Annotated in this window: 18 protein-coding genes, 1 tRNA gene and 1 pseudogene; 12 read left to right on the top strand and 8 right to left on the bottom strand. The window is 37.6% G+C overall.

What is annotated here, in order from left to right:
- Window positions 1–9: 9 nt before the first annotated feature.
- Both DM558_RS06575 and DM558_RS06570 read right to left on the bottom strand, forming a co-directional pair.
- On the bottom strand, window positions 10–1,392 hold the full coding sequence (locus DM558_RS06575) for a NarK family nitrate/nitrite MFS transporter (RefSeq protein ID WP_127162848.1): 1,383 nt from the start codon (window positions 1,390–1,392) through the stop codon (window positions 10–12).
- 10 nt (window positions 1,393–1,402) lie between these two features.
- On the bottom strand, window positions 1,403–2,665 hold the full coding sequence (locus DM558_RS06570) for an MFS transporter (protein WP_127162846.1): 1,263 nt from the start codon (window positions 2,663–2,665) through the stop codon (window positions 1,403–1,405).
- A 208-nt stretch (window positions 2,666–2,873) separates the two neighbouring features.
- On the opposite strand from DM558_RS06570, the gene DM558_RS06565 reads away from it, so the two are divergent.
- Entirely contained in the window at window positions 2,874–3,623 is a 750-nt protein-coding gene (locus DM558_RS06565) for a HesA/MoeB/ThiF family protein (protein ID WP_127162844.1), read from the top strand.
- Here DM558_RS06565 and DM558_RS06560 read toward each other — a convergent pair whose 3' ends face one another.
- Genes DM558_RS06560 through moaC form a run of 3 tightly spaced genes read right to left on the bottom strand, consistent with a single transcriptional unit; the run spans window position 3,624 to window position 6,671 of the window.
- Window positions 3,624–4,283: a response regulator gene (locus DM558_RS06560; protein ID WP_127162842.1), complete on the bottom strand. Its 660-nt coding sequence runs from the start codon at window positions 4,281–4,283 to the stop codon at window positions 3,624–3,626.
- Window positions 4,280–6,217, bottom strand: a complete 1,938-nt coding sequence (locus tag DM558_RS06555; protein ID WP_164731368.1) for a histidine kinase — start codon at window positions 6,215–6,217, stop codon at window positions 4,280–4,282. The genes DM558_RS06560 and DM558_RS06555 overlap by 4 nt, the downstream gene beginning before the upstream one ends.
- A complete protein-coding gene (moaC, locus tag DM558_RS06550) occupies window positions 6,192–6,671 on the bottom strand; it encodes a cyclic pyranopterin monophosphate synthase MoaC (RefSeq protein ID WP_127162838.1) in 480 nt (159 codons plus the stop codon). The genes DM558_RS06555 and moaC overlap by 26 nt, the downstream gene beginning before the upstream one ends.
- Window positions 6,672–6,823: 152 nt before the next feature.
- Between moaC and DM558_RS06545 the strand changes: the two genes are divergently transcribed.
- The 5 genes from DM558_RS06545 to mog are packed head-to-tail and all read left to right on the top strand — an operon-like array spanning window position 6,824 to window position 9,906.
- Window positions 6,824–7,072, top strand: coding sequence for a MoaD/ThiS family protein (locus tag DM558_RS06545; protein ID WP_127162837.1), 249 nt, complete (start codon window positions 6,824–6,826; stop codon window positions 7,070–7,072).
- A 1-nt stretch (window position 7,073) separates the two neighbouring features.
- On the top strand, window positions 7,074–7,535 hold the full coding sequence (locus tag DM558_RS06540) for a molybdenum cofactor biosynthesis protein MoaE (protein ID WP_127162835.1): 462 nt from the start codon (window positions 7,074–7,076) through the stop codon (window positions 7,533–7,535).
- Complete coding sequence (gene mobA / locus DM558_RS06535) at window positions 7,532–8,122, top strand: molybdenum cofactor guanylyltransferase MobA (protein WP_127162833.1); 591 nt, start codon at window positions 7,532–7,534, stop codon at window positions 8,120–8,122. Before DM558_RS06540 ends, mobA begins: the two co-directional genes overlap by 4 nt.
- A gap of 9 nt (window positions 8,123–8,131) precedes the next feature.
- Window positions 8,132–9,334 carry a molybdopterin molybdotransferase MoeA gene (locus DM558_RS06530; protein WP_127162831.1) on the top strand — a complete coding sequence of 401 codons (1,203 nt, stop codon included), beginning with the start codon at window positions 8,132–8,134 and terminating at the stop codon, window positions 9,332–9,334.
- A 5-nt stretch (window positions 9,335–9,339) separates the two neighbouring features.
- Window positions 9,340–9,906, top strand: a complete 567-nt coding sequence (mog, locus tag DM558_RS06525; protein WP_127162829.1) for a molybdopterin adenylyltransferase — start codon at window positions 9,340–9,342, stop codon at window positions 9,904–9,906.
- A gap of 5 nt (window positions 9,907–9,911) precedes the next feature.
- Here mog and moaA read toward each other — a convergent pair whose 3' ends face one another.
- Complete coding sequence (moaA, locus tag DM558_RS06520; protein WP_127162827.1) at window positions 9,912–10,886, bottom strand: GTP 3',8-cyclase MoaA; 975 nt, start codon at window positions 10,884–10,886, stop codon at window positions 9,912–9,914.
- A gap of 511 nt (window positions 10,887–11,397) precedes the next feature.
- Between moaA and alaS the strand changes: the two genes are divergently transcribed.
- The 6 genes from alaS (at window position 11,398) to DM558_RS16025 (ending at window position 17,325) form a co-directional block, all read left to right on the top strand.
- Entirely contained in the window at window positions 11,398–14,025 is a 2,628-nt protein-coding gene (gene alaS, locus DM558_RS06515; RefSeq protein WP_127162825.1) for an alanine--tRNA ligase, read from the top strand.
- 29 nt (window positions 14,026–14,054) lie between these two features.
- Window positions 14,055–15,290: an aspartate kinase gene (locus DM558_RS06510; RefSeq protein ID WP_127162823.1), complete on the top strand. Its 1,236-nt coding sequence runs from the start codon at window positions 14,055–14,057 to the stop codon at window positions 15,288–15,290.
- A gap of 87 nt (window positions 15,291–15,377) precedes the next feature.
- The gene (gene csrA, locus DM558_RS06505) at window positions 15,378–15,575 is read left to right on the top strand and encodes a carbon storage regulator CsrA (protein ID WP_109702470.1); all 198 of its coding nucleotides are present in this window, start codon (window positions 15,378–15,380) and stop codon (window positions 15,573–15,575) included.
- Window positions 15,576–15,641: 66 nt separating this feature from the next.
- Window positions 15,642–15,732 (top strand) — tRNA-Ser (locus DM558_RS06500).
- 859 nt (window positions 15,733–16,591) lie between these two features.
- The gene (locus DM558_RS06495) at window positions 16,592–16,927 is read left to right on the top strand and encodes a hypothetical protein (RefSeq protein ID WP_127162821.1); all 336 of its coding nucleotides are present in this window, start codon (window positions 16,592–16,594) and stop codon (window positions 16,925–16,927) included.
- A gap of 86 nt (window positions 16,928–17,013) precedes the next feature.
- Window positions 17,014–17,325: an HNH endonuclease family protein gene (locus DM558_RS16025; protein ID WP_127164833.1), complete on the top strand. Its 312-nt coding sequence runs from the start codon at window positions 17,014–17,016 to the stop codon at window positions 17,323–17,325.
- 8 nt (window positions 17,326–17,333) lie between these two features.
- Here the strand turns inward: DM558_RS16025 and DM558_RS15805 are convergent.
- Together DM558_RS15805 and DM558_RS15800 are read right to left on the bottom strand one after the other, a co-directional pair.
- A pseudogene (locus DM558_RS15805) lies at window positions 17,334–17,576 on the bottom strand (helix-turn-helix domain-containing protein); the annotation flags it as partial.
- 12 nt (window positions 17,577–17,588) lie between these two features.
- Window positions 17,589–17,855, bottom strand: a complete 267-nt coding sequence (locus DM558_RS15800) for a hypothetical protein (RefSeq protein WP_228411835.1) — start codon at window positions 17,853–17,855, stop codon at window positions 17,589–17,591.
- Window positions 17,856–18,111 lie beyond the last annotated feature (256 nt).

Below are 18,111 nucleotides of genomic sequence, written 5' to 3'. Positions count from 1 at the left end.
GTTCTTTTATTAACATGGCGCTTCTGCATTTTTACGAGCGTAGAACCACCAGTTGACCAATACACAAGTAATGTAGAAAGCAATAAAGTAATAAAACGCTAAGGTAATAGAACCTGTTAGGTCAATAGATATCCCATTAATTCTAGGAACAATAAAACCGCCATACCCACCTATGGCACCAATAAAGCCTAGTACTGCACCAGATTCTTTGTTTGCATTAAGCATTGCGTGTTTTTGTGCTTCTTCGTCTTTACCTTTTGCTATGCGTTTGTGAAATTGGATAAAAATATTAGGCACTTGAGCAAAGGTAGATCCATTACCAAGACCAACAAAAACAAAAAGTACTAAGAAGCTAATTAAAAAACCTGCAAAACTACCTCCTTGGCCTTTTTCTGGTAGAAAATAAAGAATAGAAAAAACACAAAGAATCATGGCTACAAAGCTCCATTGTGTAACCCTTGCACCGCCTATTTTATCAGAAAGTATTCCACCTAATACACGGAATATAGAACCTAATAATGGGCCTATAAATGCATAGGTTAGCGGATTAACTGTAGGAAATTCATGTTTAATTAGTAATGGTAATGCGGCAGAAAAACCAATAAATGATCCAAATGTACCTACATACAGCCAGCACATAATCCAGTTATGTTTACGTTTGAAAATAGTGAATTGATCTGACAGTGACGCTTTTGCAGAAGCAATATCATTCATTCCAAACCAAGCAAAAACAACCACTAAGGCAATAAAAGGAACCCAAATATAGCCCGCATTTTGTAACCATAATGAAGTGGTTTGATTGTCGTGTGTCCATGTTTGAGGTAGGCCACCCAATGCCCCAAAAATCCCAACACCAACAACAAGAGGCACGATAAATTGTACCGCCGATACACCTAGATTACCTAACCCTGCATTTAATCCTGTTGCACTGCCTTTTTCTGCCTTTGGGAAAAAATAACCAATATTAGCCATGGATGAGCTAAAGTTTGCACCACCAAAACCACATAGTAGCGCTAAGATCGCCATCGTGGTAAAACTTGTGGTTGGATCTTGAATGCAAATACCCAGCCCAATAGTAGGAATCAACAGAGTTGCAGTTGATATAGCAGTCCAACGTCTACCGCCAAAAATAGGTACCATAAATGAGTAAAAAATTCGTAGTGTTGCACCTGATAAAGCTGGTAGAGCAGTTAACCACATCAGTTCATTAGGAGTATAGTTAAAACCTACTCGTGGCAAGTAAACAACAACAACACTCCATAATTGCCAGACAACGAAGGCTAATAATAACCCAGGTATAGAAATCCATAGATTTCTCCTAGCAATTGAACGGCCCTGTTCTTTCCAAAACTTTGGATCTTCAGGTGTCCATTCTTTAAGTAGTTTAGACATTTTATATTTCCTATTTGTTAGCTAAATTTTGAGCTTTTTGTATGTTTTCAATTTGCATTGCTTTAAATGAGAAATGCATCCAGATTAAACTGACAACCACCGCTCCAAAGAGCAGCATAAAAGAAGTAGAGCGAATACCTGTTAAATCAACTAGAGCGCCAAACATGATAGGGAGTAGGAAACCACCTAGCCCACCTGCAAGACCAACAACACCAGATACTGTGCCGATATTTTCAGGAAACTCATCAGAGATAAATTTAAAAACAGATGCCTTTCCGATGGCCATTGCAATCCCTGCAAAGAAAAGCAGTACCGTAAACCAAAATGCATTAATACCAATATTCAAGCTTAATGGTTGTTCTGGTGTTACGGTGGTAATCAGCATTTTGGTTTGAGGGTAGGAGAGAATAAAAAATACAACTAAGCAAACCCACATAACAGACCAAGTAATTTTATAAGCACCGTATTTATCGGATAACCAACCACCAAATGCTCGTAATACACCGCCAGGTAAAGAGAAACAAGCAGCTAAAAATGCGGCTGTAGTTAAGCTAAAACCATATTCGGCAACGTAGTAGTGAACCATCCATAGTGATAAACCTACATAGCCTCCAAAAACAACAGAATAATATTGGCAATAACGTAAAACTGCTGGGTTTTTCATCATAGCTAATTGTTGTTTTAAAGTAATGGTAGAAGGAACAATATGCTCAGGTTTACTGTAACTAAAAGTAAAAAATAACATCGCAGTAACTAGCATAACAATGGCATACACATTGGCAACCATTTGCCAACCCCAAAAAGCCACTATCGTGGGGGCGATTAATTTATTAACCGCTGCGCCTGCGTTACCTGCACCAAAAATTCCCATGGCGAGGCCTTGGCGTTTACTTGTGAACCAACGGGCAACATAGGGAGTTCCTACAGAAAACGAACCACCCGCTAAACCCACAAATAAACCAATGACCAATAATTGCCAATAAGCGGTTGCATATTGCAGTAAGAAAATGGGAATAACACAACTCATCATTAAAATGAAAAAAACGATTCTTCCACCAAAACGATCTGTCCATATTCCAAGTGGAACACGAATAAGAGAACCTGACAGAACAGGTAATGCTGTTAAAATACCGAACTGGGTTTCTGTGAGATTAAGTTGTTTTTGAAGGGGAACACCAATAACCGCAAACATCATCCAAATCATAAAGCAGACGGTAAATGCTATCGTGCTTGAGGTAAGAACTGCGTAAGGTTTGTAACTTTCTCTTATCATATGAAACCACCGGATATTAAAATTTACTTTGTACACATTAAGTGATTAAAGCGTTATTTCCAATTGGTCAGAAGCTCAGTTGGTTTAGATCATTAGGTTTATGTGGTATCTAGTTATTTTGGCTTAGTTGTCGGTGAGTCTTATTAAAAGTAGCCATTTCAGTTTTTTTTGAGTAAATTATAAAAATAGCGAACAAGAGAATTGTTTTATGAATGATCAGCAATTATTACGGTACAGCCGCCATATTTTATTACCACAGTTAGATATACAAGGTCAGCAAAAAATACTTAATAGTAAGGTTTTGGTTATTGGTTGTGGTGGGTTAGGAAGCGCGGTTATTCCTTTGTTAGCGGCATCCGGAGTCGGTCAGTTAACTATTGTTGATCACGATAAAATAGAGTCTTCTAATCTACAACGACAAACCCATTATAATGAGCAAGATATTGGTTTGTTTAAAGCAGAAGTGATGGCACAGCATATTACGCAGCAAAACAAAGAGGTAAAGGTTGATACATTAGTCCAGCGTGTAGCGTTGGATGATTTGATAGCTTTGTCGCGTGCTCATCATGTGATTGTTGACTGTACAGATAATTTTTTAACACGTAAAGCAATCAATAAAGCCTCTGTGATCACAAAGACTCCATTGGTTTTTGGCTCAGCAATTCGCTTTGATGGGCAGTTGAGTGTCTTTGATCCGCGGCAATCTAATTCACCTTGTTATGCTTGTCTATTTGATGGAGATGATATAGAACAGGAGACTTGTACGACTTCGGGTGTTTTTGCTCCCTTGGTCGGGATCATTGGTTCTATGCAAGCGGCTGAAGCATTAAAGCTAATTGCGGAAACGGGAAAGACTGCCATCGGCACACTTTTAAATTATGATGCTTACCATTCACAGTTTTATCCTGTTAAATTTACGCGTAATCCTGCCTGCCATGTTTGTGGTAAATCACACTAGTTATTCTTTATCTAAACCGTGTTCAATCGCATAAACGGCTGCTTGTACACGGCTGTGAAGGTTGAGTTTTCGTAATAAATTCTGAACATGTACTTTGACTGTGCTTTCTGTTAAATCCAGAGCCCTAGCAATTTCTTTATTACTCACCCCCTTAGTTAGCCATGTTAATGTTTCTTTCTCTCTGGGGGTAAGTGTCTCATAAAGTGCATCATGATTTTCTGGCACTATCGGGGCGCGTAGCTGGTTGACTAGCTTTGTGGTCATTTCAGGAGAAAGTACGCTATCACCATCCACGGCTTTACGAATACTGTTTAATAAAAAATCAGTATTAATGTTTTTTAATAAATAGCCTCTAGCGCCGATACGCATACACTCTGTTAAGTCATTGGTATTTTCTGATACGGTAAGAATAAGTACAGCAAGTTCTGGTTGCGTGCTAAGCAGTTGTGGTAAAGCTTCTCGTCCGCCCATAGTTGGCATATCAAGATCGAGTAAGACGACATCGGGATGAATAGATTCTGCAAGTTTTATACCTTCCAACCCATCGGATGCTTCTCCAATGATTTCAAAATCATCTTGAGTTTCCAATAAAAAACGGAGGCCACTACGAAATAAAGTATGGTCATCGATCAGTAAAATTTTAATTTTAGATGCGGTCATAAAACGCCTCGTTGTTCTTTTGGAATAGTTAACAGAATGGTTGTTCCACGATTAAGCTCAGAGCTTATATCAATTGTCGCTGAAATTTGCGCTGCACGTTCTGACATGATGGAAAGCCCCACATGGCGAGTTTTCTTTTTCTCTATTTCTTCTTTTTCAAAACCACAACCGTTATCAGAAATAGACATTGCGAAATAATCATCATAGATGATATTAAGATTAACTTCAGTGCATTGTGCATGTTTTCGGATATTCGACAGTGCTTCTTGTAAAATGAAAATAACTTGCAGTTCTTGTTCTTGATTTAGAGAAGGGCCATTACCGGAACGGTTAATATTAACGTCTATTTTCGTTTGCGTCTTGAAACGATCTAAAAGCTTTTGAACAACATCTCTAAAGGTTTCTTTTTTATCGAGGCGTACTCTAAAGTTTAGTAAAAGTTCTCGTACATCATCATAGCACTCTTGAATACCTTGTTGAATAAAGTTAACGGTTTGCTCTATTTGTTTTGTTTCATTATGAGCTAATGCTGTTTGTAGCATTTGTACTTGTAGGTTTAAAAAAGATAATGACTGCGCAATACTGTCGTGTAAGCCTTGAGCCATAAGGTTTCGTTCTTCCATAACGGCTAGATGCTTATCACTTAAGACAAGCTGTTGGTTTTCTAATGCTACTGCTAATTGATCGGTTAGGATCTCAATTAAATGGGTTGTTTGGGGGGATAATATAGCCTGAGGATCTTTATAATATAACGTCATGACACCTATGCTATTGTTATTATGTTTGATGTGAAAAACAATAAGGTGTTCAAATAGTTTTTTAATACAGTAGGTTACATTTGATGCATTTGCTGATAAGTTAATGGCTGTTGCATTATTGCTTTCTTGTGTGGCTATCGTTCCACAGAAGCAGCCATTGATTGAGCTGCACTCAGGGGTGGTGAATAGTTCATCAGGTAACCCTAGGCTGGCTACGTAGTTTAAGCGATTATTAGTTTTATCTAATAATCTAATACTGCCCGCATTGGCTCGACTGATATTAATAATGTGTTTCAAAAAGCCTTTTGTCATGACCTCTTCGGTGTGAGACTCATGTAGAAATGAGCTCATACTATAAAGTGATGATAATTCGTGGTTATTTTTTTCTAGTTCTGCTGTTTTTTCACTGACTTTTTGCTCTAAATTGTTGTAGAGATCTTCTAAATTTTTCGCCATCTCATTAAAGCCGATAGAGACAACACCAAACTCATCTTTTCTGGCTAGTGTAATACGTTTTGAGAGATTACCTAGGCTGAGTTGTGTAATTCCTTCTTGTAATATCACAAGAGGTGCGATTACTAATCGATATAATAAATAAATAGCAGTAAAGGCTGAAAACACAACCATGATGATTAGAATACTCTGTATAAAGCGTAGCCAAGAAATGTGTTGTGTATTTTTTGTTTCCATCAATTTAACAAGTTTGTCAATATCATTAACAAATTGATCTATGGTCTTTAGTTCCTCTGATGAAATTTTTTGGTGTGTTTGGCTCAATTCATCAATAAGCGGTAAGATTTGCTGTGTCCAACTCTGATTAACTTGTAAAATTTGCGATTCAATTGCAGGGGACTGAGAAAGTAAAAGAGTACTGCTGTCAGTCATTTTAAGGTTATGTAATATATAAGAAAAATGTTCTTTTTCTTGTTGTAGTTGCGCTTGATTATTTGGTTGCTCCAAAATGACGACCATGTGATAAACGCGCATTCTTAAGCTCCCCGCTTGGTTGATAGCAATACCACCGCTTTCGAGCTGCCATAAAAAAGCCAATGCATATCCTGTCACTATGAGTGCACCAACGACCCATAAAATGACAGAAACAAGCAGTTTAGTCGAGAGGCTATGTTTCCTTGAGGTACTTTCTATTAAATTATGTGTTGGCTTGCCATAAACCACTTTTACCACCTTGTTTTTTTAGTAGGCGTATATTGTGTATTTCCATGCTCTTATCTACTGCTTTTAGCATATCGTAAACAGTGAGAAGCCCAGCTGAAACCGCTGTTAAAGCTTCCATTTCTACTCCTGTTTTTCCTACTGTTTCAGTGGTGACTTGTATATGTAAGCATGAACTGGCCTCATCAGGTTCAAATTCGACGCTGACTTTAGTCAGTGCCAAAGGGTGACAAAGAGGTATTAGTGTAGAGGTTTGTTTAGCACCCTGTATAGCGGCAATTCTCGCTATGCCAAGTACATCACCTTTTTTGCTGGCGTTGTGCCCTAGTAACTTAAAAGCTTCTGGCGATAGTTGGATGGTTCCAGTGGCAATGGCTTGACGTTTTGTTTCTTGCTTTTCTGCGATATCGACCATGTGTGCTTGGCCTGCATCATCAAAATGGGTCAGCTTTGTCATAGACTTTTCCTATTAAAATTGTAAAATTAGCATGTCAAAATAAGCGTAACAATTAACCAATATAGCTAGTTTGATAGTATCAATGGGGAGTTGTTAAGTGATCAGTATAGCAGTATGCTAAACACCACAGATAGCTATGTACAGTAAATATTATGATTAAAATTCGTTATTTTGGTTCATTTAAAGACACATTAAGCTTGTGTGAAGAGGAATTGGTTTGGCAAAGCGGTAGTACAGATGATCTTTTATCCGTTTTGCGCAAACGCGATGAGCTATGGGCCGAAACATTATCTGATAAAAATATATTTAGGCTGGTGGTGAATCAGCAAATAATATATCAATCTGTTTTGTTAAATGATGGTGATGAAATTGCTATATTGCCACCTGTCACAGGAGGCTAGTATGATTTATGTGGCTGTGCAAACAGATGGCTTTAATAGTAATGATGAAGAAATAAAACTTGAAGCATCATCAGGGCATTGTGGTGCGATTGTTACTTTTAAAGGTGTTGTTCGCGGCTATGACCAAGAGCCCCGTTTAGATTATTTACATTTAGAGCATTTTCCAGGAATAACCGAGCAAGAAATAGAACGTATTATTAAGCAGGCTCAAACACGTTGGCAATTTACAAATTGTCGTGTTATTCATCGTGTGGGAGACTTGGCAGTAGGAGATCCTATTGTATTGGTTATGGTTTCTGCGAGGCATCGCAAAGAAGCCTTTCAAGCGGCCGAGTTTATTATGGATTATTTAAAAACAGAAGCTCCTTTTTGGAAAAAAGAATATTTTCAAGATGGACGCTCAGGCTGGGTTGAGGCAAAATCATCTGATACTTTGCAGAAACAGCGTTGGGATAGTAAATGAACACAGATGATATAACAGTAGGTCTTATTCTTGCTGGTGGAGAAGGGCAACGTGTTGGTCGCCGTAATAAGGGATTGTTAACATTACAGGGAAAAAGTTTAGTACAACATATTTTAGAGCGGTTATCACCACAAGTAGATAAGATTGTTATCAGTGCTAATGAAGATATAGAGATGTATCAAACATTAGTTCCTGATGTTTATAAAGATTTATCTACTAGTGTTGGCAAAGGACCTTTGGCTGGGATATTAACGGCCTCACAACAAATTGATGGAAATGTTAGGTTTATGCAAGTCGTTCCCTGTGACACACCTTTTATCCCTTCAGACTTAGTTGCCACGTTAAAACAAGCCCTATTAAGTCACCCAGAAAATGAAATTGCTTACGCAGCAACTGCGTTTTGCGATCACCCTAGTATTTTTCTGTGTAAGACTTCCATTAATCATCGGCTATTTGATCATTTAGAACAAGGTAAACTTAGCATAAAATCTTGGTTATTTAGCCATCGCACTATCAAGGTTATGTTTGATGATGAGCTTGCGTTTACCAATATAAATTACTTAGAAACATTAGCACAGTATCAATAAGAGGTTGTGATGTTAGATTACTACGATGCTTTACAAACGCTGTTGACGGAGCTTGCCCTCATAGATGTTGAAGATAGACCTCTGCTAGAGGCAGTCGGTTTAGTTTTAGCAGAAGATGTTATGGTGAAGCATGATGCCCCATTATTTGATAACTCAGCGATGGATGGCTATGCTTTAGGCGGAGATGTAGAAGACTATCAGCAGTGGCACATTGTTGATCGAATTGCAGCAGGTGCTTCGGCCGCAGATACTGTGTTAGCAACTGGTCAGGCAGCACGTATTTTTACAGGTGCTCCTATCCCTCGAGGGACAACTACTGTTGTTTTGCAGGAGAACACACAGGTAGAAAATGGTGTTCTAAAGATTAGTAAAACTGTCAAGCAAGGGCAGAATATTCGTTTTCAAGGGGAAGAGTTGGCTAAAGGGACGTGCCTATTGTCTGCTAAGCAATGTTTGACCCCAGCGATGATTGCTATGCTAGCGAGCCAAGGTTATGCAACGGTTCGTGTTTTTAAACCCTTAACAATTTGTGTGTTTTCAACAGGCAATGAAGTACTTGAACCTTGTCAGCCGTTAGTTGATGGTAAAATATACGATGCCAATCGCTATTTATTACTCAGTTGGTTAAAGCAATCAGCCCATCAAATTACGGATGGTGGTATTTTGCCTGATAATCAAGAGAAAACAGAGCAAGCACTTCGTAAAGCTAGTCAAAACTTTGATGTTATTATTACTTCTGGGGGCGTGTCAGTCGGTGAGGAGGACCATGTCCGTGCGGCAATTGAACAATTAGGAAAATTAGTGTTTTGGAAGCTAGCAATCAAGCCTGGTAAGCCCTTTGCATGGGGCGAAATTAACACAACAAAGATTTTTATGTTGCCAGGTAATCCTGTTAGTTCTTTGGTTACTTTTCAACAGTTAGTCGTTCCTGCTATAGGCAAATTAGCAGGAAAAACTATAGAGAATGCACAGCCTAGAAGTGTACAGGTGAAAGCAGACTTTTCTATCTCTAAATTACAATCTCGACGAGAGTTTTTGCGGGTTAACTTAATAAGTAGTGAAGAAGGATTCAAAGCAATATTATTGGCTAATCAGGGCTCTGCTATGTTAAGCACTTGCGTTAAAGCTGATGCATTAGCTGAAGTCCCTCCAGAAACTGCTGTTAGCAAAGGGGACTTTATAAAAGTTTATCGTTTGGACTATAAGGTGTAATAATTGTGCAACAAATAAAAATAGGTTTAGTATCAGTTAGTGATCGTGCTAGCCAAGGTGTTTATGAAGATAAAGGGCTACCTAGCTTAAAAGAATGGTTAGATGCAGCCGTTATTAATCCAAAAATATATATTGAGCATCTGATTCCTGATGAGCAAGCATTAATTGAAAAAACATTAATCGAATTATCAGATAAAGAGGGCTGTAGTTTAATTTTAACTACAGGGGGGACAGGTCCGTATCCTCGAGATGTTACGCCCGATGCTACATTGGCTGTGGCAGATAGATTGATGCCAGGTTTTGGCGAACAAATGCGTCAGGTAAGTTTGTATTTTGTGCCTACAGCTATATTATCAAGACAACTAGGGGTTATTCGTAAAAATAGCTTAATTCTTAATTTGCCCGGTCGACCTACAGCAATAAAAGAAACACTCGAAGGCGTAAGAAATAAAGAGGGTGAAATTGTTGTACATGGGATTTTTTCAGCTGTACCCTTGTGTGTTGATGCAATCGGTGGGCCTTTTATTGAGACAAATCCTGAAGTTTGTAAAGCTTTTCGACCTAAACAATAAATTTTTTAGCCGCCAGTAGCAGACATGATGCGTATGATTTGTGTAGGATTATCTAAAAAATTATGCGCTTCAGGTTTTAGTTTAATAGCCTGTTTAATCGTAGATTCTAATTCTTCATCTGTGCAATTATCACGTAATAATGGCCGTAAATGAATACTGTTATTTTGGCCTAAACACATATAAAGTGTTCCATCAACGGATAATCTGACACGATTGCACGTAGCGCAAAAGTGTTGAGACATCGGTGTAATCAATCCTAGAGAGAACTCTTGGTTAGGTGTTTGCCAGTATCTTGCAGGGCCGCTTCCCATAACCTTTACACTGGGCGTTAAATTAAACTTTGTCTTAAGTTCCGTGATAACTTTTTGTAAATCAACATACTGAGTATTTTGTCCTGTTACTCCCATCGGCATCGCTTCAATTAATCTTAGTACGAAATGATGCTCTATACAAAACTCGATCATATTCTCAATATCATTGATATTTTGATTGGGTAGGGGCACCATGTTGATCTTAATCTTTTCAAATCCTACCTCTTTGGCGACCTTTAAACCTGTTAGTACTTTATTGAGGCTATCGCAACCGCTAATTTCTTCAACGCATTCTTGGCGTAGCGAGTCGAGGCTAACATTTAAGCGCTGTACACCTGCTTTATATAAGCTATCAGCATATTTAGCGAGTTGGGTTCCATTGGTTGTTACAGATAGGTCTTCAACACCTGTTATTTGTGATAAATCATAGGCAAGCTCGGTGAAGTTCTTTCGTAGCAGGGGTTCTCCTCCCGTTAAACGAAAGTGACGGGTACCAAGCTTGGAAAAAGCAGTGACCACTCGTTTTATTTCATCAAAGGTTAACCAGTTTTTGGGGACTTCAAAATTCCTAAATCCTTTAGGTATACAATAGCTACAACGTAGATCGCAGCGATCTGTTACAGAAATTCTTAGGTAGTCAATGGTTCTTCCAAAGTCATCGGTCAACATAGTTATAACCAAGTTTTAGTATTTCAAATAGTATAGCTAAAAACAGAAAAATAAACATCTTGTTCATAATGCGGAGTGAACTAATTATTAAGTAGTAGAGCGTTTCATTATTTATAGAGATAGACTATGAGCTTTAAAGTTGATAAGAAAACTATTTATCATATAAACTATTCAAACTTAAGAAATGAAGTCTTTTAAAGTATATATTGATTCGATCTAATTTTTGTTTTTTGTTTTTTGTTTTTTGTATTTGGGTATTTTCGGTATTGTTGCAATAAGTATTATTGAAAAAATGCTATTTATCTTGTAGAATTAGAAGATTGCGTAAAATATATTAGCTTAATAAATCGTTTTTTATAAACTTAATTTTTATTTGTATATGTGCTCTGTTTTATTTTGACAAAACGGGGCTGTTCATCGTGGTGTTGTTTACAGAAATTATTAACTAAAATATTACTAATAACGTTATTATTTAATTGTTTAGCAGTAACTATAAATTATGGAATTGTTTATGAAGAGTGCAGAAATTCGTGAGGCTTATTTACGGTTCTTTGAGGGAAAAGGACATACTCGAGTTTCTTCAAGTTCATTAGTGCCACAAAATGATCCTACCTTACTTTTTACCAATGCGGGGATGAACCAGTTTAAGGACTGTTTCCTTGGTGGTGAAAAGCGTGCCTACTCACGTGCAACCACTAGCCAAAAATGTGTAAGAGCTGGTGGTAAACATAATGATTTAGAAAATGTGGGTTATACTGCACGCCATCATACTTTTTTTGAGATGCTTGGTAACTTTAGCTTTGGTGATTATTTCAAAAAAGATGCTATTAGCTACGCATGGGAGTTTTTAACTTCTGCGCAATGGCTCAGCTTACCTAAAGAAAAGCTTTGGGTAACGGTCTATCAAGAAGATAATGAAGCTTATGATATTTGGACAAAACAGATAGGCATCCCCGAAGAGCGAATGATTCGTATCGGTGATAATAAAGGTGCACCATACGCCTCTGATAACTTCTGGACCATGGGTGATACTGGCCCTTGTGGCCCTTGTACTGAAATTTTTTATGACCATGGTGCCGACATATGGGGAGGCGTGCCAGGTTCAGCTGAAGAAGATGGTGACCGCTATATAGAGATTTGGAATGTCGTTTTCATGCAGTTTAATCGGACAGCGGATGGCGTACTACATCCACTTCCTGCGCCAAGCGTTGATACTGGAATGGGCTTAGAACGTATTAGTGCGGTTATGCAACATGTACATTCAAATTATGAAATTGACTCATTTCAACAATTATTAAAGGCTGCTGCAAAAGCTATTGGTTGTGCCCATGATAATAATCCATCTTTAAAAGTGGTGGCTGATCATATCCGTTCTTGCAGTTTTTTAATTGCTGATGGTGTCCTCCCATCTAATGAGGGGCGTGGTTATGTTTTACGCCGTATTATTCGACGTGCATGCCGACATGGTAATAAATTAGGCGCGACTGGAGCCTTTTTCTACAAAATTGTTTCAGCACTCGTTGCTGAAATGTCAGTAGCCTATCCTGAGTTACTTGAAAATCAAGCGCATATTGAACGTGTCTTGAAAACAGAAGAAGAACAATTTGCAAAAACCCTCGAGCAGGGGCTACGTATTTTAGAGCAAGATCTAGCTAATTTAGAAAACAATATCATTCCAGGTGAAGTGATTTTCAAACTTTATGATACTTACGGTTTTCCTGTTGATTTAACCAATGATATCGCACGAGAAAGATCGCTTGTTTTAGATGAAGACGGCTTTCAATTACTAATGAAAGAGCAGCAAGCACGTGCAAAATCAGCTAGCCAATTCACGGTTGATTACAATAGCCTTTTGAAAGTGGATACCCTAACAGAGTTTACAGGGTATGATTATTTAGCAGATGAAGGCAATATTGTTACTTTGATCAAAGATAACGAGATTGTTGATGAGTTAAAAGAGGGTGATGAGGCCAGTATCATCTTAAATAAAACACCTTTTTATGCTGAGTCAGGTGGTCAATGTGGTGATTCTGGCTATCTATTTTCAGATGATGTACGGTTTGAAGTAACTGATGTAACTAAAGTTAAGCAAGCTTTTTTACACCATGGTAAATTAGTGCGTGGAAATATTCACTCGGGAATGTCTCTCAAAGCTGTTGTCGATATTAATGTGCGTAAAGCAACGGCTTTAAATCACTCAGCTACACATCTCTTGCATGCCGCATTAAGAAAAGTTTTGGGTGATCATGTCCATCAAAAAGGTTCTTTAGTCGATAGCCAACGACTACGTTTTGATTTTAGCCATTTTGAAGCATTATCACCTAAACAGATCGCTGAGTTAGAAAAAATTGTTAATGATCAAATTCGTTTAAATACACAAGTTCAAACCAAAACAACCAATATTGATACTGCAAAGGAAATGGGTGCGATGGCTTTATTTGGTGAGAAATATGGAGATGAAGTTCGAGTCCTTTCGATGGGGAACGGTTTCTCCATAGAGCTCTGTGGTGGTACTCACGCTGAACGTACGGGTGATATAGGTGTATTTAAAATTATTAATGAAACAGGTATTGCTTCAGGAGTAAGACGTATTGAAGCAATGACCGGAGAGGTGGCGTTTAACCACTTAACTGAAGCAGATAATGATTTGAAACAGGCTGCTCAGTTACTTAAAGGGACTAAAGAGACGTTCTTTGAAAAACTGAGAGGGGTGATTGATCATTCTCGTCAGCTAGAAAGAGATATTGAGCAGTTGAAACTTAAGTTGGCCTCATCAGCAGGTAATGATTTAGCCTCTCAAGTTAAAGAAATAAAAGGGATAAAAACATTATCAGTTAAAGTTGATAATCAAGATAATAAAGCATTATTAGTCTTGCTAGACCAACTTAAAAATAAATTAGGTTCCGCTATTATTTTATTAGCGAGTGAGCATGAAGGTAAAGCTCTTCTTGTTGCTGGTGTGACAGAAGACCTTTCTAATAAATTAAAAGCAGGGGATTTAATAAAGCTAGCTTGTGTGGCTATAGAGGGTAAAGGTGGTGGTCGACCAACCATGGCACAAGGTAGTGGCACGCGTGTTGCGAAGATAGATGATGCATTAGCATCAATTGCGACTTATGTAGAAGATACTTTAGGATAATTGCACAATAGTTTTAGGCCATTAATATTATGACATTAATTGTACAGAAATTTGGTGGTACTTCTGTTGGTTCAGTAGAAAGAATTCAGCAAGTAGCACAAAAAGTTAAAAAGTTTAGAGAGAATGGTATTGATTTGGTTATTGTTTTGTCTGCTATGAGTGGTGAAACTAACCGCCTAATAGGTCTAGCAAAGCAAGTTTCAAACCGACCAAATTTGAGAGAGTTGGATATGATGGTATCTACAGGAGAGCAAGTTACTATTGCTCTTTTGTGTATGGCATTAGAGGAGTTGGGTATTCCTGCAAAATCTTATACAGGTGCTCAAGTTCGTATCCAAACAGATAGTGCTCATACAAAAGCACGTATCCTTAGTATTGATGAGCATCGCATAAAGGCAGATTTAAAAGAGGGGAAAGTTGTTGTTGTAGCCGGTTTCCAGGGTGTAAATGAATATGGCGATATAACAACATTAGGGCGTGGTGGATCTGATACAACAGGCGTTGCTTTAGCCGCTGCATTAAAGGCAGATGAGTGTCAGATTTATACTGATGTCGATGGCGTTTACACTACGGACCCCAGAGTTGCTCCCAAAGCAAAAAGATTAGATAAAATTACTTTTGAAGAAATGCTAGAAATGGCTAGTTTAGGCTCAAAAGTTTTACAGATTCGTTCTGTTGAGTTTGCAGGTAAATACAACGTCCCACTACGTGTATTACATAGTTTTAAAGAAGGGAATGGTACCCTTATTACAATTGATGAAGAGGTTTCTGTGGAACAACCTATTATTTCTGGAATAGCTTTTAGTCGTGATGAGGCTAAACTAACAATTCGTGGAGTCCCAGATACTCCAGGAGTGGCCTCTAATATTTTAGGTCCTATTAGTGCTGCAAATATTGAAGTGGATATGATAATTCAAAATATCTCACGCGATGGCACAACTGATTTTACGTTTACAGTATCTCGTAGTGACTATCAGTCTGCTCTTGATATCTTAAATGAAACAGCCAAGAAAATATCTGCACGTGAAGTAGCAGGTAATCTTGATATTGCAAAAGTATCTATTGTTGGTGTAGGGATGCGTTCTCATGCAGGTGTTGCTAGCCGTATGTTTGAGGTTTTAGCCAAAGAAGGCATTAATATTCTTATGATATCAACATCAGAAATTAAAATTTCTGTATTGATTCAAGAAAAATATTTGGAGTTGGCGGTTAGGTCATTGCATACAGCATTTGAACTAGACGCTCCAGAAAAAACATTAGATTAGGTAAGATTTTATATAAAGGTTTATAGCATTTTTCAAAATGCTATATTTTTAGTTTACATCCTAGAAGTACTTGTGAGGAGATAGGGAATGTTAATTTTAACCCGTAAAGTTGGAGAGGCTTTAATGGTCGGCGATGATGTGAATATCACCGTATTGGGCGTTAAAGGTAATCAAGTTAGAATCGGTGTGAGTGCACCTAAAGAAGTAGCTGTGCATCGTGAAGAAATTTATCAACGCATTCAAAAAGAAAAGAATCAAGCAGACTCAGGTAAAGAATCAGAGTAAAAGTAAAAAAATGAAAATTTTACTTTCCAAATGCTTAAAAAAAGGTTAGGATACGCCACCAGTTATGGAGAGGTGGCCGAGAGGCCGAAGGCACTCCCCTGCTAAGGGAGCATACCTCAAAAGGGTATCGGGGGTTCGAATCCCCCCCTCTCCGCCATAGGAAAAACAAAACCCATTGAGAAATCAATGGGTTTTGTTTTTTGTAGGGGTTTAGTATGCTATTCATGCTTAGCTTAAATTAACATCTGTTGCATCTCATTAGAATAAATTTAATAGTAACTAAATTTTACATCTTTGGTCTTGGCCTAATAAAAAATACCACTAACCTTTCAATTATCACTGCACTAATTACTTTTCGGTTTTTGTTTTGACAAACGCCTCCAAATTTGCTTGGTGCTCATTCCAATTTACGGCTGCTATCTTTTTCACATCCTCTTTATGTTTTTCTAATTCCACGTTATGCTGCTTTACATTGTTATCACGATTCTTAAATTTTACAGAGGCAGGTTAGGGAAGTATCCTAGCGAACCACCAAATGACTTAACAAAGGCAATTAGATCATTTCTTTGATAAATCTATCTGGCAGGGGGTGTATGTTATTAAAAATGATGATCGTAAAGGACTACGTGTTTTTGGCAAGGGGAATGATGAGGAATAGTTTGCCAAAATCAAACATGATATAATATACCCTTTGCCTCCTCCGATTTCATTCCCTCTCGAAATAGCCTAGCTTGTGTAAGTTTTGCTGATGTTAAGGTTTATTTACGATTTTTCAGCGTTGCAATGTCCATTTTGGAGAAAGGATTAATACTCAATATTAGTAAAAATTATCAACGTCATGCGTGAATGTTGCTTTTAAATACCACATGTGGGTGTTCCAGTTATTCGCTAATTTATGGTTTCTCCAGTCAGTGACCCTATTTCGAGTTTCCCGATACTGACACAATAGCCTCTTTTAGTTTTTGGGCGTAATATCCTAACTGATAAGTAGCTTTTAGCAGTTTGATGAGTTAGCTATGTTACAAGCTGTTTGTTATTTTACCAGTGAACGTAATAGCCAGTTTTGGTTAACCCCTTATCTTTACAGGGCTATGCAAGTCAGTAAAGAGTGTAGTAATGAAAATCTGCTGGATAAGCTTGAAGAGATAGATAATAAACTCTCTGTTCCTCGTTACTCTATTACAAAGAGTCAAGAAGCAAGAGCTGCTGAAACTCAGCAGCGTATTAGTTTTGCTTTGGCAAAAAATGAACACATAGCATTAGAACCTTGGCAAGTCATAGAAGGTTATTTAAATTCAGATCATGGTACAGGTTTTAGCCACTATTGGTTTCAAAAATTGGAATATGTATAGTTGAAAAATACTAAAGAGAAAATACTGAAAGTGGAGCAGATTTGGCTTCTAACAATGATAAAAATGAAAAAGAAAGTAAATACTGAATCAGCTCTAAAAATTCTATTGAGCATGTCTTTCCACAAACGCCCGAAACTGAATATCATTTATTTGATGGTGATTTAGACTCATTTGGTAATTTAGCCCTACTTAATACTAGCCAAAATTCCTCTTATGGTGATAAATTATTTTTAGAAAAGAAAATACTTTTTGATAAGTGTGGGGCTATTGACTCATTAAAACTATGGAAAATTTTTCAAAAGGCTTCATGGGAGTCAAAGGATATTAAAGAACATCAGAAAGAGATGATACACCAACTTAAAACGCACTATCAGGCAAAGTTTTCAGCAGATGAGTAAGCTCATCATTATTTAAGTTTACTCACCCACAGCTCAATTTGCTGCATGAGGCATTGCTTATTTTCACGAGAGAGATAAGATAACAACTGATGTAAATGCACTACCTCATCCGAGGGGCGAGGACTGCTTTGATTTAAAAGGTCAGTCACAGGACAATTCACAATCTCAGCAATTTCAATCAAGTGGTCTACTGTTGGAATAACCACCCCACGCTCCATCCGTGAAACGGCCTCATAACCAATACCTAACGCCTCGGCTAACTGCTATTGTGAAAACGCTGTTTGCTTACGGTACTTAGCAATCGCGTGACCAATCAAATGATTTAATACAGTTTTATCCAAGCCAGCATTTTTAAGGGTTATCTTTGATTCTGTTGTTACCTTAGTGCTAGATGTGCTTTTAACCTTCTGGCTAATTTTTTTAACAACATCACCTTTGTGTTGCTTGACGGCCTTGGTAACTGAATTTTTTAATGGTTTAATGGCTTTAGCCGCAATAAGATCCTCCAACAAGAAGACATCATCAATCATTCATAATCTAATTTGAATTGCATTATGGGGTGTCGGATAGTCCTTTTTGTATGAATTTCTAGGCTCATTGACAACTCTAGGTGTTTTTTTTATTGAGTATATCTAGAAAATTAAAGGATGTTGTCTTTAAAATATTTCTCCAAGATTTCTTTAGAGATTCTAAATGCTTTATTATTTGACTAGTATCTACAGTTAAACAATCAAAAAAGGTAATCCCTCATAAAAATAAAAGCTTAATTAAATGAATAATTTAGTT

It is taken from the genome of Entomomonas moraniae (assembly GCF_003991975.1).
Lineage (GTDB): Bacteria > Pseudomonadota > Gammaproteobacteria > Pseudomonadales > Pseudomonadaceae > Entomomonas > Entomomonas moraniae.
The sequence above is the reverse complement of the archived record's forward strand: the minus strand, read 5'-3'. Positions and strand labels throughout refer to the sequence as shown.

What these genes read in the sequence shown, in the direction of transcription:
- moaC (WP_127162838.1), bottom strand. Translation starts at nt 6,671, where the DNA reads ATGACAAAGCTGACCCATTTTGATGATGCAGGCCAAGCACACATGGTC.
- DM558_RS06510 (WP_127162823.1), top strand. Translation starts at nt 14,055, where the DNA reads ATGACATTAATTGTACAGAAATTTGGTGGTACTTCTGTTGGTTCAGTA.
- csrA (WP_109702470.1), top strand. Translation starts at nt 15,378, where the DNA reads ATGTTAATTTTAACCCGTAAAGTTGGAGAGGCTTTAATGGTCGGCGAT.
- DM558_RS06545 (WP_127162837.1), top strand. Translation starts at nt 6,824, where the DNA reads ATGATTAAAATTCGTTATTTTGGTTCATTTAAAGACACATTAAGCTTG.
- mobA (WP_127162833.1), top strand. Translation starts at nt 7,532, where the DNA reads ATGAACACAGATGATATAACAGTAGGTCTTATTCTTGCTGGTGGAGAA.
- alaS (WP_127162825.1), top strand. Translation starts at nt 11,398, where the DNA reads ATGAAGAGTGCAGAAATTCGTGAGGCTTATTTACGGTTCTTTGAGGGA.
- DM558_RS06570 (WP_127162846.1), bottom strand. Translation starts at nt 2,665, where the DNA reads ATGATAAGAGAAAGTTACAAACCTTACGCAGTTCTTACCTCAAGCACG.
- moaA (WP_127162827.1), bottom strand. Translation starts at nt 10,886, where the DNA reads ATGTTGACCGATGACTTTGGAAGAACCATTGACTACCTAAGAATTTCT.
- DM558_RS06495 (WP_127162821.1), top strand. Translation starts at nt 16,592, where the DNA reads ATGTTACAAGCTGTTTGTTATTTTACCAGTGAACGTAATAGCCAGTTT.
- DM558_RS06560 (WP_127162842.1), bottom strand. Translation starts at nt 4,283, where the DNA reads ATGACCGCATCTAAAATTAAAATTTTACTGATCGATGACCATACTTTA.
- DM558_RS15800 (WP_228411835.1), bottom strand. Translation starts at nt 17,855, where the DNA reads ATGATTGATGATGTCTTCTTGTTGGAGGATCTTATTGCGGCTAAAGCC.
- DM558_RS06575 (WP_127162848.1), bottom strand. Translation starts at nt 1,392, where the DNA reads ATGTCTAAACTACTTAAAGAATGGACACCTGAAGATCCAAAGTTTTGG.
- DM558_RS06565 (WP_127162844.1), top strand. Translation starts at nt 2,874, where the DNA reads ATGAATGATCAGCAATTATTACGGTACAGCCGCCATATTTTATTACCA.
- DM558_RS06540 (WP_127162835.1), top strand. Translation starts at nt 7,074, where the DNA reads ATGATTTATGTGGCTGTGCAAACAGATGGCTTTAATAGTAATGATGAA.
- DM558_RS06530 (WP_127162831.1), top strand. Translation starts at nt 8,132, where the DNA reads ATGTTAGATTACTACGATGCTTTACAAACGCTGTTGACGGAGCTTGCC.